Genomic DNA, 14,545 nt, shown 5'->3' on the forward strand with positions numbered 1-14,545 from the left:
TTTCACTTTACTTCCATTTGCTTCCCAGCCAGGCCTTTCGAAACGTTTCCATTTCCGGCGTGACTGTTTTTCGTGCTTGTTCGTACGTCACAACCTCCCATCGCGGATTTTGGATCATATCCAGCACGGCTGTTTTCTTTTCGTCGCGATGCATGTATTCAACGGTAATCTGGTCGCCGGGTTTGTGACTGTTGAGCATTGAAAGGAGTTCGTCATTTTTAGAGATCGCCTTTCCGTCCACTTTCAGTATCTCGTCATCGATATCAAGCCCGGCTTTATAAAGCGGTGATCCAATGGTTGTGTTGCTGGTGATCGTCAACCCGGTGCCTTCCTTGTATCGAACGAAATCGCCGATCCAGGCCTGGCCCTCAAACCGCCTTTTCAACAATAAACCGGCCTTGGCGAGCAACGGTGCGTAATCCAGCGACTCGTGCCCATTGACATATTTTGCAAAAAACTGCTGCGCAAATCCTTTATCCCCGGTGTACGCTGCTAAAACCGTTTCCAGGTCGGCGACATTGTAAGCGATCTCGGGTTTCCCATGCTTTACCCAAACGGCCTTCATAAAATCATCGAGATTCAGCCCCTTCCCTCTTAATTGAAGGTCCAATGCGAGCGCCACCGATGCTCCGTAGGGATAATAAGAAGTATAAATATTGGGATAATTCGTCTTATCGATCGCCACGCCCGCATCTACAAAAACGGCATTGCTGCTCGCCTGTACGGGCGAAATGCGCGTCGCCCCGACGGTGTTTTCTTTTGTATTCACCAGGGATGTCAGGGTACGGCAATACTCTTCCAGCGAATCGAACCCGGCCCTTTCGAGTAGTAATTCACCATAATATTGGGTGAAACCTTCGGCGAACCAGAGTTCGAAACTCATATTGCTTTTTTCAAAATTGAAAGGTTCCAGCGTTTTCGGGCGGATACGCTCGACGTTCCAGGTATGGAAGAACTCGTGCGAGAACACGCCCAGCAGATTGTCGGAACCGTCGAAGGCCACCGGCAGGGTGATCATCGTACTGTTGCGGTGCTCCATACCATCGCCTTTTACATAGGGATTAATACTGGCCAGAAAAGTATAGCTGCCATTATCAAACGCCGGAAATTCACCAAAAACCATACGCGCCTCTTCGGTAATGCGCTTTATTTTCCCGGCGAATGCGGTAGCGAGCGAATCACTACCTTTCGCCTCCAACGCCAGCCTGAACTGTGACGGCTTGTTGCCGGCATTAGGTACTGTCCATTCCTTGATCGTCAGCTGACCGATTTTGGTGGGCGAATCCATGAAGTACTGCAAATCGGGCGCGGTGAAAACGTTTGCGTCGCCGGTTGTTTTGAGCTGGGTAGCGATCGTCCATGAGTTGGGTTTCGGCAGGTTGAATGCAACGGTAATCGGCGCCTTTTCCAACTCCTTCACCCACATGAATGTAGCCGGCATATTCAAATGCACGCTGCTGGCGTCGATTCCGGCATAGGTACCGTCGGGGTGGTTGGCATACAAAGTGTATTCGACCTTCACAAAACCATTGACCGCCGCAATTTTATACACATCGCCATCCACACGTTGTACCGGAACCGGTTTGCCCGATTTATCGAATGCCACCACGTCATAGACATTCTTCCCATATTCGTGCGTCGCATACCTGCCCGGAGAAGAGCGCGACATCCTGAAATGGAGTTCTTTTTGTGGCGCATCCGACACGCTCAGCCCAATGCGGGCTTCGTGATGAACGATATTGGGAAAGGACACATCATAGCGGATCGACTGCGCGAATGCGTATGAGCATAACGCGGGAGTGGCAAACAATAGGGCCAGTTTTTTCATGGACTGATCAAGTGATTTTGAAGTGACAAGGCACCAATTTAATCCAATAACCGAACATTTGAAGCGCTCATACAGCTACTAACCCGATTATTGCTTAATTTTTCCGGCTCAAATCCCATTAAAACTTTAAATAGTATCGACCTTTCATGAAGAAATTGTTCCTTCCACTCGCCCTGACCCTCGCTATCACCTCGCAACACGCTTACAGCCAAACGAAAGCGCTTTTCAATGGAAAAGACCTGAAAGGATGGCACGTCGATGTGCCCGAAATGGACAAAGACCCGAAGGCTGTCAACCCGTTCCTCGTGCGCAATGGCCTGCTCGTGAGCCTGGGAACACCCGGCGGGCACCTGATCACGGACGCGCAGTACGAGAACTTCCGGTTTACCTATCAATACCGCTTCGCAGGCAAGCCCGGCAATTGCGGCGCGCTGGTATTCGTTTCCAAACCGCGTGATTTGTATGAGATGTTTCCCAAATCCATCGAAATACAAATGATGCACCAGAATGCGGGTGATTTCTGGTGTATTCAGGAAGACATTACTGTTCCCGATATGGAGAAACGCCGCGGGCCGAAGGAAAAATGGGGCGTGAACGGCGATAAGCTCCGCCGCATTCCTAACCTTACCGATGGCACCGAAAAGCCATTGGGCGAATGGAATTCGATGGTGATAGAATGTGTTAAGAATTCGATAAAAGTATGGCTCAATGGCGTGTTGGTCAACTACGGCTATGACGCGACGGCTTCAAAAGGCCAGATCGCATTACAGTCGGAGGGCTCGGAAGTTGAGTTCAAGGATATTAAACTGACGCCGATTAAAGCGCTTTCCAAATAATGAACCTTCAATCAAACCGTCTGATCAGGAATATCTCTATTGTCGTGGTCTTGATCGCCAATATCGGCTGCGATCAGATCTCGAAAAGCGTGGTTAGGGAAAACGTGGGCTTCTACCAAACGATTCACGTTATCAAGGATTACGTAACCATTACCTATGTCGAAAATACAGGCGCATTCCTCAGCATTGGAAGCTCCTTGCCTGATTCGATCAAGGTATTTGTGTTATCCGTCATCCCGCTGATCGCGCTGCTGTTCGGCATCATTTATTTATTGACCAAAAAGAACCTGACCTGGCTAAGTGCCCTTGCATTAAGTTTCGCCATTGGCGGCGGTATCGGGAATATCTACGACCGCCTCGTTCACGGCTCGGTCACCGATTTCATGCATATCAATTTCGGGCTGTTTCAAACCGGCATATTCAATATGGCCGACGTTTCGATTATGACAGGGATGTTCATTTTTCTCTACCAGTCATATAGCAGACAAAAGTCGAAGTTTCCCGGGATTTGAGGTAACATTTGCAATGCGGCGGCGCAGTTCGTCCACATTGCAGTTCATCAACATTAATGCGTGGCGCCGTTTTTGTTGTTACATGCCCGACGGCATTTCCGATTGTGGCTAACCATTTTGTTACAAATCTTACGCGCCGCTGGCGCTTGGCGCAAAGATTTATAGTACCGCCAACTACATAGCATTGGTAGCAAACAGCTGACCAAACAATACACCGACAAGCGCCAGCGGCGCGTAAGATTTGTAGAACAGAATTGGTGCATTGAGAATGTCGTAATGCGATCACGTTTTGTTCGCGTATGCATCGCAAGTGCCGTTAGGCACGGAACATTGGTAGCAATCCGCCGCATTCATCACGGATTAAATGCCGCCAGGCATGTAGCGGTCATGCAAAAGAAAGCCCCGGCAGGGATGTAAAATCGTTGGAATTATGAAAATCCTATAAACAGGAGGCGCCTCCCGAGCCTTTAAATTGCGGGAATCTGTATTGCTGCAAGCAGGTTGCCCCGGGGTATTTCTATCCGATATTTCAAACCTGGACGACTGCATTTCAAACTAAAAACAAAAATGGCTCCCGATGATCAGGAGCCATTTTTACATTTTGGAATAATACGTGCTACTAAGCGCCAACCGATTTGCGGATGATATTCAATGCAGAACCTGCTTTGAACCATTCGATTTGCTGGGCATTGTAGGTATGGTTTACAGGGAATTCCTCGGTGGTACCGTCGTTGTGGTGCAACACGATTGTCAGAGGTTGTCCTTCTGCAAATGTTTCCAAACCCAGGATATCGATCGTATCGTCCTCCTGAATCTTGTCGTAATCTGCTGTATTCACGAACGTCAGCGCCAACATACCTTGCTTTTTCAGGTTGGTTTCGTGGATACGTGCGAAAGATTTGGTCAAAATCGCGCGTACGCCCAGGAAACGAGGCTCCATCGCCGCGTGCTCGCGTGAGGAACCTTCCCCGTAGTTTTCATCACCCACTACGATCGTACCGATGCCGTGTGCTTTGTAGTCACGCTGCACTGCCGGTACTTCCGAGTATTGGTTGGTAAGCTGGTTTTTGATGGTGTTGGTTTTCTCGTTGTAGTAGTTAACCGCACCGATCAGCATATTGTTCGAGATATTATCGAGGTGTCCTCGGTATTTCAACCACGGGCCGGCCATTGAAATATGGTCGGTGGTACACTTGCCTTTTGCCTTGATCAGGAGCTTCAAACCGGTAAGGTCCGTTCCTTCCCAGGCCGGGAATGGTTCGAGCAACTGCAAGCGGTCCGAAGCAGGACTAACCAACACCTGGACTTTGCTGCCGTCTTCCGCAGGAGCCTGGTAACCGGCGTCTTCTACGGCGAAACCTTTGGTAGGCAGTTCCAGACCCGTCGGTTCGTCGAGCAAAACCTCTTCACCGTCGGTATTCACCAATTTATCAACACGCGGATCGAACGTAAGGCGTCCTGCAATGGCCATGGCGGTTACGATCTCGGGCGAGGCAACAAACGAGTGCGTATTAGGGTTACCATCGGCACGTTTCGAGAAGTTGCGGTTGAATGAGGTGATAATCGAGTTTTTCTCTCCTTTTTCCGCACCATGGCGCGCCCATTGGCCGATACAAGGTCCGCAGGCATTCGCCAGCACTACCCCACCGATTTTTTCGAATGTATCCAGGAACCCGTCGCGTTCTACCGTGTACCGCACCTGCTCCGAGCCGGGCGTAATGGTATATTCCGAGGTTACCTGCAATTTCTTCTCAACCGCCTGCCGGGCCAGTGAAGCTGCGCGGCTTACGTCTTCATAGGAAGAGTTGGTACAAGAGCCGATCAGACCTACCGAAAGCACTTCCGGCCATCCGTTTTCCTTTACTGCCGTAGCGAATTTGGAAAGCGGCCAGGCCAGGTCCGGTGTGAATGGGCCATTGATATGTGGTTCCAAAGTGGAAAGGTCCAGTTCCAGGAGCTGGTCGTAGTAAGCTGCGGGATCTGCATACACCTCATCGTCGGAACGAAGGTATTCTTTGATCTTATCCGCCGCATCGGCTACATCCGCGCGTTCCGTGGCTCTCAGGTAAGCGGCGCTTTTCTCGTCGTATGCAAAGATCGAAGTGGTTGCACCGATTTCCGCACCCATGTTACAGATCGTGCCCTTACCGGTAGCAGAAAGGCTTTCAGCACCTTCGCCGAAATATTCTACCACGTAGCCGGTCCCTCCTTTTACGGTCAGCTGGCCAGCCACCCAAAGGATCACGTCTTTCGCCGCTGTCCATCCGCTCAGTCTGCCGGTCAGTTTTACGCCGATCAGCTTGGGCATTTTCAATTCCCAGGCCAGACCGGACATTACGTCGCTCGCATCCGCGCCACCCACACCGATCGCGATCATACCCAAACCACCCGCATTAGGCGTGTGGGAATCGGTACCGATCATCATACCGCCTGGGAAAGCGTAGTTTTCAAGTACCACCTGGTGAATGATACCCGCACCTGCGCGCCAGAAACCGATTCCGTATTTGTTGGAAACGGACGAAAGGAAATCGTATACCTCTTTGTTCTTATCTACGGCATTCTTCAAATCCTGTGCGGCACCTACTTCGGCCTGAATCAGGTGATCGCAGTGTACCGTAGAGGGAACCGCCACTTTCGGACGACCTGCCTGCATGAATTGCAGCAGCGCCATTTGCGCGGTAGCATCCTGCATTGCCACACGGTCGGGAGCAAAGTCCACATACGATTTGCCACGTTCGTGGCTTTGAGTGGCCGTTCCTGCCCACAAGTGGGAGTATAAAATTTTCTCTGACAAGGTCAAAGGCCGCCCCACTACTTTGCGGGCAGCATTAACTCTCTCTTCCATCCGGGCGTAAACGCCCTTAATCATATCTAAGTCAAATGCCATAGCTCTTAAATTAATGATTACACTTTCACGGTTTCAACAATTGAAACACTAATTACTATCTGCTTAGTGCCTTGACAGGAGGTGCGAACTTGGTCAGGTCGATGCCCACCACAGCTGCTTTGTATTCGTCCATATTGGGAATGCGGCCCAAAATGGCTGACAATACCACAACCGGTGTGGATGCCAGCAGGGACTCACCCTTTTTACGTTCCGAATCCTCAACAACCCTTCCCTGGAACAAACGCGTCGAGGTTGCCATGACGGTATCCCCTTTCGCTGCTTTTTCCTGGTTACCCATGCAAAGGTTACAGCCCGGACGTTCCAGATACATCATGTTTTCGTATTCGGTACGCGCAGCCACTTTCGGCGCATTATCGTCGAATTCGAAACCGGAGTATTTCTGCAATACATCCCAGTCACCTTCGGTTTTCAGCTCTTCGATGATATTATAGGTAGGCGCAGCTACCACCAACGGTGCATGGAACTCCACCTTGCCTTGTTGCTCTTCCAGGTTTTTCAGCATTTGAGATACGATCTTCAAATCGCCTTTGTGAACCATGCAGGAACCTACAAAGCCAAGATCTACCTTTTTATCGTCGCCGTAGAAAGAGATCGGACGGATCGTGTCGTGGGTATATCTTTTAGAAACGTCTTTGTTATTGACATCCGGGTCCGCAATCATTGGTTCTACGATCGCGTCAAGGTCAATCACCACTTCTGCATAATATTTTGCATTCGCATCCGGCGTAAGTGCTGGTTTTTCACCTGACTTAATCTCCGCAATACGTTTGTCTGCCTTATTGATCAAGCCCTGAAGAACCTGCTTGTGGTTATCCATGCCTTTATCGATCATGATCTGGATTCTGTTTTTCGCAATTTCCAGTGATTCGATCAGCGTATCGTCTTCTGAAATACAGATAGATGCTTTTGCCTTCATTTCGGCAGTCCAGTCGGTGAACGTAAATGCCTGGTCAGCCGGCAATGTTCCGATATGGACTTCGATGATTCGTCCCTGGAACACGTTCTCTCCGCCAAACTGTTGGAGCATCTGCGCCTGGGTAGCGTGAACCACATCACGGAAATCCATGTGATCCTTCATGTCACCCTTAAAAGTTACTTTCACGGATTCAGGGATCGGCATGGATGCCTCGCCTGTCGCGAGTGCGAGCGCAACGGTTCCTGAGTCGGCACCGAAAGCAACCCCTTTAGACATCCTGGTGTGAGAGTCGCCACCGATGATAATCGCCCACTCGTCCACGGTAATATCGTTCAATACCTTGTGGATTACGTCGGTCATGGAGTGGTACTCTCCTTTCGGGTCACGGGCAGTGATCAAACCGAAGTCGTTCATGAACTTCATCAGTTTCGGGATGTTAGCCTGTGCCTTTTTATCCCAAACTGACGCCGTGTGGCAGCCCGACTGGTATGCCCCGTCGACGATCGGAGAAATCACCGTGGCAGCCATCGATTCGAGTTCCTGCGCGGTCATCAAACCGGTAGTATCCTGTGAACCGACGATATTTACCTCCACGCGAACGTCCGAACCTGCGTGCAAAACCTTGCCCGGCGTCGTACCTACCGCATTTCTGTTGAAGATTTTTTCAACCGCGGTGAGGCCTTGTCCTTCATTGGAAATCTCTTTGGAAGGAGCAAACACAGGCGTTGGTTCAATGCCCAGGATTTTCGCCGCGACAGTCTGGATTTTTTTACCAAATACGATGGCGTATGATCCGCCGGCTCTGATAAATTCTTTTTTCTGAGGCGTAAGGGCTTTCGAAATGTCGATCAGCTCCTTTTCTCCATTATAAAGCTTCTTTGTCTGCGTATTAATGGTCAAAACAGTACCTGTCGCTACGGAGTAAACTTCCTCCAAAACAGGGTCACCATTTTCATTACGGACCACATTGCCGTCCGCGTCTACCTTTTTCACCCAGTTTTTCAGGTCGATACCGATACCACCGGTAACGTCTACTGTGGTAAGGAAAATCGGTGAGATACCATTTGTACCACCCACGATTGGCGCAATATTCACAAACGGAACGTAGGGGCTGGCTTGTCTGCCAGTCCAGAGTGCCACGTTGTTCACACCCGACATCCTCGATGACCCTACACCCATCGTACCCTTCTCGGCGATCAGCATCACGCTCTTTCCGGGGTGTTCCGCCTGCAAAGCCCTGATTTCCTGCTGTGCCTTCGGAGTGATCATGCATTGGCCATGAAGTTCGCGGTCGGAACGCGAGTGGGCCTGGTTACCGGGAGAAAGCAAGTCGGTAGAAATATCGCCTTCGCCGGCGATAAACGTTACTATCTGAATTTCTTCGGGAACTTCGGGCAGCTTCGTAAAGAACTCGGCCTTGGCGTAGCTTTCCAGAATATCTTTGGCGATTTCGCTGCCGTTTTTGAATGCCTCTTTCAGGCGGTCGGTGTCGGCATCGTAAAGGAACACTTGCGTTTTGAGTACCTCGGCAGCTGATTTCGCAATAGCAGCGTCATCGCCCAGGGCGAGGTCAAGCAATACTTCAATGGAAGGACCGCCTTTCATGTGAGACAACAGCTCAAATGCGAAGGCCGGTGATATTTCTGCTACTACGGATTCCCCCAGGATGATTTCTTTCAAAAACCTGGCTTTCACACCAGCTGCACTAGTAGTTCCTGGTAAGGTGTTGTAAATGAAAAATTTAAGAGAGTCTTCCCGATGCGCGTTTGCTGTATCTTTGATTTGTGCGATGATTTCTCCCAGCAATTCGGCACCATCAATCGGCTTCGGGTGAAGCCCCTGGGTCTTTCTTTCTTCAATCTCGTTAATGTAGTCCTGATAGATATTCATGATGAAATCTTTTCAATGTTAAAGGCAATATCTGTTGTCAATAAAACGGGCGAAAGTACGAAATTACAGAATATACGGAGGCATCCCACCCGATTTTCACTACTATTTAAAACCAGTATATTCTAGCCGTACACTCAAATAACCGCCGTCCAATTTTTTTTGTTCTGACAACCTGTATATTGAAGGAATAATTTAAAATCCCCCCTTCGGGAGGTGCTGTAACGCGTTCTGTTTTTCAATCAGCTTTTATTTGCGCTTTGATTTTTTCTCGGATTGTGCCCTATATTTGGACATTCAAAGTGCTACCAGGTCCCTTAAATCGAAAGTTATGTCAAAAAATCTGGTGATCGTAGAGTCACCGGCGAAGGCCAAAACCATTGAAAGTTACCTTGGGCAGGATTTCACTGTCAAGTCCAGTTTCGGACATGTCCGTGACCTCCCGGAACACGATATGGGTGTTGATGTTGAGCATGGTTTCCAACCCTCTTACGAAATCTCCTCCGATAAAGTCAAAGTCATTTCAGAGCTCAAAAAACTGGCGAAAGATGCAGAGGTATGGCTCGCGACCGATGATGACCGCGAGGGAGAAGCTATTTCCTGGCATTTGAAAGAGGCCCTGGGGCTTCCCGACAATACCAAGCGGATCGTATTTCGTGAGATTACCAAAACCGCTCTGCGGAATGCCATCGAAAAGCCGCGGACCATCGACACAGCCCTGGTAGACGCCCAACAGGCACGCCGTATCCTCGACCGCCTCGTGGGTTATGAACTTTCACCGGTACTTTGGAAAAAGATCCGCATCGGAAAATCGAACCTCTCGGCCGGCCGCGTACAATCGGTAGCTGTACGTATAATAGTAGAACGAGAAAGGGAAATCGACGCTTTTAAAAGCAAAAGCAGCTTCAAGGTAACGGCGCATTTCGACCTCGGCAACGGAAAGGTACTGAATGCGGAGCTGGCCAAAAATTTCCCGACCGAACAGGAAGCCTATCAATTTTTGGAAAAATGCATTGGGGCTGAGTTCTCGATCCGTAATCTTGAAGTAAAACCTGCTAAAAAAACACCTGCACCGCCATTTACAACTTCTACACTACAACAGGAAGCTTCCCGCAAGCTGAGCTTTTCGGTAGCGCAGACAATGACCGTCGCACAGCGCCTGTACGAAGCCGGTAAGATTTCCTACATGCGTACCGACTCTACCAACCTGTCGGAAGAAGCGCTTGATAAGTCAAAGCAGCAGATCACGAAAGAATATGGGGACGAGTATTATAACCGCCGTATATTCAAAACCAAGTCGGAATCGGCGCAGGAGGCGCACGAAGCGATCCGTCCTACCGATTTCTCTACGCTGGTAGGCAGCAGCGACCGCAACGAGCAGCGTTTGTACGAGCTGATCTGGAAACGTGCCATCGCATCACAGATGTCGGACGCCCAATTGGAGCGTACCACAGCCACGATCGGCATTTCTACCACCTCGGAAGAGCTGGTAGCGCAAGGTGAAGTGATCAAATTCGAAGGGTTCCTGAAAGTATACCTGGAATCCAGCGATGATGAAGGGGACGAAGAACAAAAAGGAATGCTTCCGCCGCTGAATATCGGTCAGATCCTGAAACTGGCGGACATGAAGGCGACAGAAAGATTTACCCGTAACCCACCGCGCTACACCGAGGCGAGTCTGGTAAAAAAACTCGAAGAAATGGGGATCGGACGCCCGTCAACCTACGCGCCGACGATCTCGACGATCCTGAAACGGGAGTATATTGTCAAAGAGGACCGTCAGGGTTTTGAAAGGGAATTCAAGGAAATGACCCTTGCCAACGATCAGATCAAAAGCAAGGTGAATAAAGAAGTTTATGGTTCGGAAAAGGCCAAACTCTTCCCTACCAGCACCGGAATGGTCGTGAACGACTTCCTGGTGAGCCATTTCCAGGATATTGTCGATTATTCGTTCACGGCGAGCGTAGAAAAGGATTTTGACCACATTGCCGAAGGCCAACTCGGCTGGCAGCAGATGATCAAGGACTTTTACACGCCATTCCAGAAGAAAGTCGCCGAAGCACGCGAGGAGGCGATTGACAAGAGCCTTACTTCCCGCGACTTGGGTGAAGATCCGGCAACCGGTAAAAAAGTGTCGGTACGGATCGGAAAATACGGCCCTTATGTACAGATCGGCGATGTGGAAGATGAAGAGAAGCCGCGTTTTGCGAGCTTGCAGAAAGGCCAACTCATGGAGACCATTACGCTGGAAGAGGCGTTTGAGCTGTTCAAACTGCCCCGCCAGGTTGGGTTCTTCGAGGACAAAGACATGGTCGTGAACGTCGGCAAATTCGGTCCGTACGTGAAACACGACGGCAAGTATTACTCGCTGGCTAAAACGGACGATCCGATGGCGGTGACGGAAGAACGCCTGATCGAGATTATCGAGGAAAAGCGTTTGCAGGACTCCAACCGCACGATCAAGGAATTTGCGGAAGATCCGGAGGCTAAGGTTCTGAATGGACGATACGGGCCTTACATTGCTTTTGGAAAGAAGAATGTAAAAATCCCGAAAGGCACGGAGCCGGCATCGCTCACATACGACCAGGTATTGAAACTGGCGGCCGAAACGCCGGACAAACCTGCGGGACGCGGGGCCAAAAAACCTGCCGCAGCGAAAGCCACAACCGCGAAAGCACCCGCAGCCAAGAAGCCTGCTGCTAAGAAAGCGACAAAAAAAGGTTAACACACATAAAACGAAGAAGCCCATGAAAAAACTGGTTGTACTTTCCGGAGCGGGGATCAGCGCTGAGAGCGGGATCAGTACTTTTAGAGATAATAATGGGCTTTGGGATAATTACCGCATCGAGGATGTCGCTACGCCCGAAGCCTGGGTCCGCAACCAGGAGCTGGTGCTGGATTTTTACAACCAGCGCCGGAAACAGGCTGCGGATGTAAAGCCTAATGCGGCACATTACGCGTTGGCGGAGCTGGAAAAGCATTTCGATGTGACGATCGTGACCCAGAATGTAGATAACCTGCATGAAATCGCCGGCTCTACGAAAGTGATTCACTTACATGGAGAGCTTTTTAAATCGCGGAGCACAAAAGATCCGAAGCTCGTTTATGACATGACGGGCTGGGAGCTGAAAACGGGCGATCTGTGCGAATTGGGCAGCCAGCTGCGGCCGCATATCGTTTGGTTTGGCGAAGAGGTGCCGATGATGGAAGTGGCTGTGGATGTGACCGAACAGGCGGATATGTTCCTGGTGATCGGCACGTCCCTCGCAGTGTACCCTGCCGCCGGATTGGTGCATTATGTACCCATCGGCAAGCGTATTTACATTGTAGATCCGAACAAACCGGACATTACCTTGAAATCCAACATGGTGTTCATCCAGGAAAAAGCCACGACCGGAATGCAAACATTGATCAAGAAATATTTACTACCTGAATAATAATGCAACTACTCGACGGGAAAGCTATTTCTTCCCAAATAAAATCTGAAATCAAGGCCGAGGTGGAACAATGGGTCGCCGGTGGTGGTAAAAAGCCGCATTTGGCCGCGATACTCGTAGGCCAGGACGGCGCCAGCGAAACATACGTAGCTTCCAAAATCCGGAGCTGTGAAGAAATCGGGTTCACCTCCACCCTGCTGCGATTCGAAGCAGACATTACCGAAGCGCAACTCCTCGAAGCAGTAGAATCGCTGAACAACGATCCTGACGTGGATGGCTTTATCGTACAGCTGCCATTGCCAAAACATATTTCTGAAAACACGGTGATGGAAGCAGTAAACCCCGCGAAAGACGTGGACGGTTTCCACCCGATCAACGTGGGCAGAATGTGCAAAGGACTGCCTGCTTACATTTCTGCCACACCGTTCGGTATCCTCGAAATGCTGATTCGTGCCGGCATCGAAACAAGCGGAAAGCATTGCGTGGTAATCGGCCGCAGCCAGATCGTGGGCCTGCCGATGAGCATTCTGATGCAGCGCAATACCTACCCCGGTAACTGTACTGTAACGATCACGCACAGCAAAACACAAAACCTGAAAGAGATCTGCCAGTCGGCCGACATCCTGATCGTTGCATTGGGCCGTCCCGAGTTCGTGAAGGCCGATTACGTGAAAGAAGGGGCGGTTGTGGTGGACGTGGGTATTACCCGCGTGGCGGATGCTACCAAAAAGAGCGGCTTCTCGATCAAAGGCGATGTCGATTTCAACGATGTGGCACCCAAATCAAGCTACATTACACCGGTTCCGGGAGGTGTGGGTTTGATGACCATCTGCGGGTTGCTGACCAACACTTTCAAAGCTGCTAAGAAGGAAATTTATAAATAATACTTCGGCTGTCGGCAATCGGCTGTCGGCTTTTGATTAGGAGGTTTTAATGACCAGACACTAGCTTTCGGCGTTGACGAAATGCAGATTTACAAAAGCCGACAGCCGACGGCCGAAGTAAAAAAACCGGAACACCAGGAATTAAGTAAAACCTGGTGTTCCGGTTTTTTTGTGTTAAAAATTTCTTTTTTTACTAAAAGATTTGTCAATTAGTAGGCAGTTTGAACGGATCGGTTGTACTATGAGCATCGTCAGCAACAACATCAAGTATCTCAGAAGGCTCAACGGCCTCACGCAGGAACAGTTTGCCCGTAAGATCGCGATCAAGAGATCGTTACTGGGAGCTTACGAAGAAGCAAGGGCCAATCCCAACCTTACTAATCTCAAAAATATGGCCACCGCATTCGGGGTTAGCGTTGACAATTTGCTAAAAACCGATCTGCGAAAGCTAAGGGAAACGCCTGAAATGTCGCTCCCGCTGACAACCTCGCGGCAAATGACCGTTTCGCATTCGGGCACGATGCCCCAGCCCACGCCTACGCGCACGCCCGGGTACACGGAGCCTCAGCCATTGTCTAAAATCATTGAAACGTACCAGCAGCCCGAACAGCCGTTAAGGCAAGTTTCGCGGCAGATCAATTTGAAACCGGTTAGTGGCGAAGCTCCTCCGGCGACAGCAACTCGGCCGGCAGCGCCTCAACAAGACGTATTTCAGCAACCTGCCTATCAGCAGCCTGCTATCCATAAAGCTGCCGCAATGCAACAGCAACCGCTAACGCAGCCTGACGCAGGTTTGCCTACATTCAATAACCAATATCAAACACCGCAATTCAATGCAGCGGTGGAGCAGCCGGTGCAGCAATTCCCTACTATTCAATGGGTAGCACGCAACAAGCAGGCCGAATACATAGCCAACTTTCAGAATCCGGGCTATTTAAACTCGCTGCCGCTTTTCCAATTGCCCAATCTGCCGTCGGGCTATTATCGTGCATTTGAAAGCGGTGAGGACTTTACCTACCCCGGCTCAATTCTCGTGGGCACATTCATTCGCAATTGGTACGATATCAAGGATGGCATGCAATACGTGTTCCTCCTGAGAAAACACGGTCTGATTTACAGAAATGTATTTAATCAGGTAAAAACAGCGGGAGTTTTACTGCTTACCTCTGACAATGCAGAAATTGCTGAACTGGAAATTCCTTTGCAGGATGTGCTGGAAGTATGGGAAGTGAAGGCCTTCGTAAGCGCGCAAATGCCTGCGCCACAACCTTCACTCGAAAGAGTGGCCCAGCTCGTCGACGAATTGCAGATGGAGCTGAGCCAGTACCGTCAGTAGA

9 protein-coding genes are annotated in these 14,545 nt (G+C 50.0%); 6 read left to right on the forward strand and 3 right to left on the reverse strand.

The genetic code is table 11. The features are described 5' to 3' along the window. Nucleotides 1-7: 7 nt before the first annotated feature. Nucleotides 8-1,828 carry a M61 family metallopeptidase gene (locus tag J7619_RS09100; RefSeq protein ID WP_291197166.1) on the reverse strand — a complete coding sequence of 607 codons (1,821 nt, stop codon included), beginning with the start codon at nt 1,826-1,828 and terminating at the stop codon, nt 8-10. Nucleotides 1,829-1,974: 146 nt separating this feature from the next. On the opposite strand from J7619_RS09100, the gene J7619_RS09105 reads away from it, so the two are divergent. Together J7619_RS09105 and lspA are read left to right on the forward strand one after the other, a co-directional pair. After that, complete coding sequence (locus tag J7619_RS09105) at nt 1,975-2,664, forward strand: DUF1080 domain-containing protein (RefSeq protein ID WP_291197168.1); 690 nt, start codon at nt 1,975-1,977, stop codon at nt 2,662-2,664. After that, a complete protein-coding gene (gene lspA, locus J7619_RS09110) occupies nt 2,664-3,176 on the forward strand; it encodes a signal peptidase II (RefSeq protein ID WP_291197170.1) in 513 nt (170 codons plus the stop codon). Before J7619_RS09105 ends, lspA begins: the two co-directional genes overlap by 1 nt. 619 nt (nt 3,177-3,795) lie before the next feature. Here the strand turns inward: lspA and J7619_RS09115 are convergent. Next, the gene (locus J7619_RS09115) at nt 3,796-6,063 is read right to left on the reverse strand and encodes an aconitate hydratase (protein WP_291197172.1); all 2,268 of its coding nucleotides are present in this window, start codon (nt 6,061-6,063) and stop codon (nt 3,796-3,798) included. Between the two features lie 55 nt (nt 6,064-6,118). Then, nucleotides 6,119-8,890: a bifunctional aconitate hydratase 2/2-methylisocitrate dehydratase gene (locus J7619_RS09120; protein ID WP_291197173.1), complete on the reverse strand. Its 2,772-nt coding sequence runs from the start codon at nt 8,888-8,890 to the stop codon at nt 6,119-6,121. Between the two features lie 328 nt (nt 8,891-9,218). Here J7619_RS09120 and topA point away from each other — a divergent pair, with 328 nt between their 5' ends. From topA to J7619_RS09140, 4 genes are all read left to right on the forward strand, one after another. Further along, on the forward strand, nt 9,219-11,612 hold the full coding sequence (gene topA / locus J7619_RS09125; RefSeq protein ID WP_291197175.1) for a type I DNA topoisomerase: 2,394 nt from the start codon (nt 9,219-9,221) through the stop codon (nt 11,610-11,612). Nucleotides 11,613-11,634: 22 nt separating this feature from the next. Further along, a complete protein-coding gene (locus J7619_RS09130) occupies nt 11,635-12,324 on the forward strand; it encodes an NAD-dependent deacylase (protein WP_291197177.1) in 690 nt (229 codons plus the stop codon). A gap of 2 nt (nt 12,325-12,326) precedes the next feature. After that, nucleotides 12,327-13,208 carry a bifunctional 5,10-methylenetetrahydrofolate dehydrogenase/5,10-methenyltetrahydrofolate cyclohydrolase gene (locus J7619_RS09135; RefSeq protein ID WP_291197179.1) on the forward strand — a complete coding sequence of 294 codons (882 nt, stop codon included), beginning with the start codon at nt 12,327-12,329 and terminating at the stop codon, nt 13,206-13,208. Nucleotides 13,209-13,449: 241 nt separating this feature from the next. Next, a complete protein-coding gene (locus J7619_RS09140) occupies nt 13,450-14,544 on the forward strand; it encodes a helix-turn-helix domain-containing protein (protein WP_291197181.1) in 1,095 nt (364 codons plus the stop codon). Nucleotide 14,545: the final 1 nt, after the last annotated feature.

Source organism: Dyadobacter sp., from assembly GCF_017744695.1.
Classification (GTDB): Bacteria; Bacteroidota; Bacteroidia; order Cytophagales; family Spirosomataceae; genus Dyadobacter.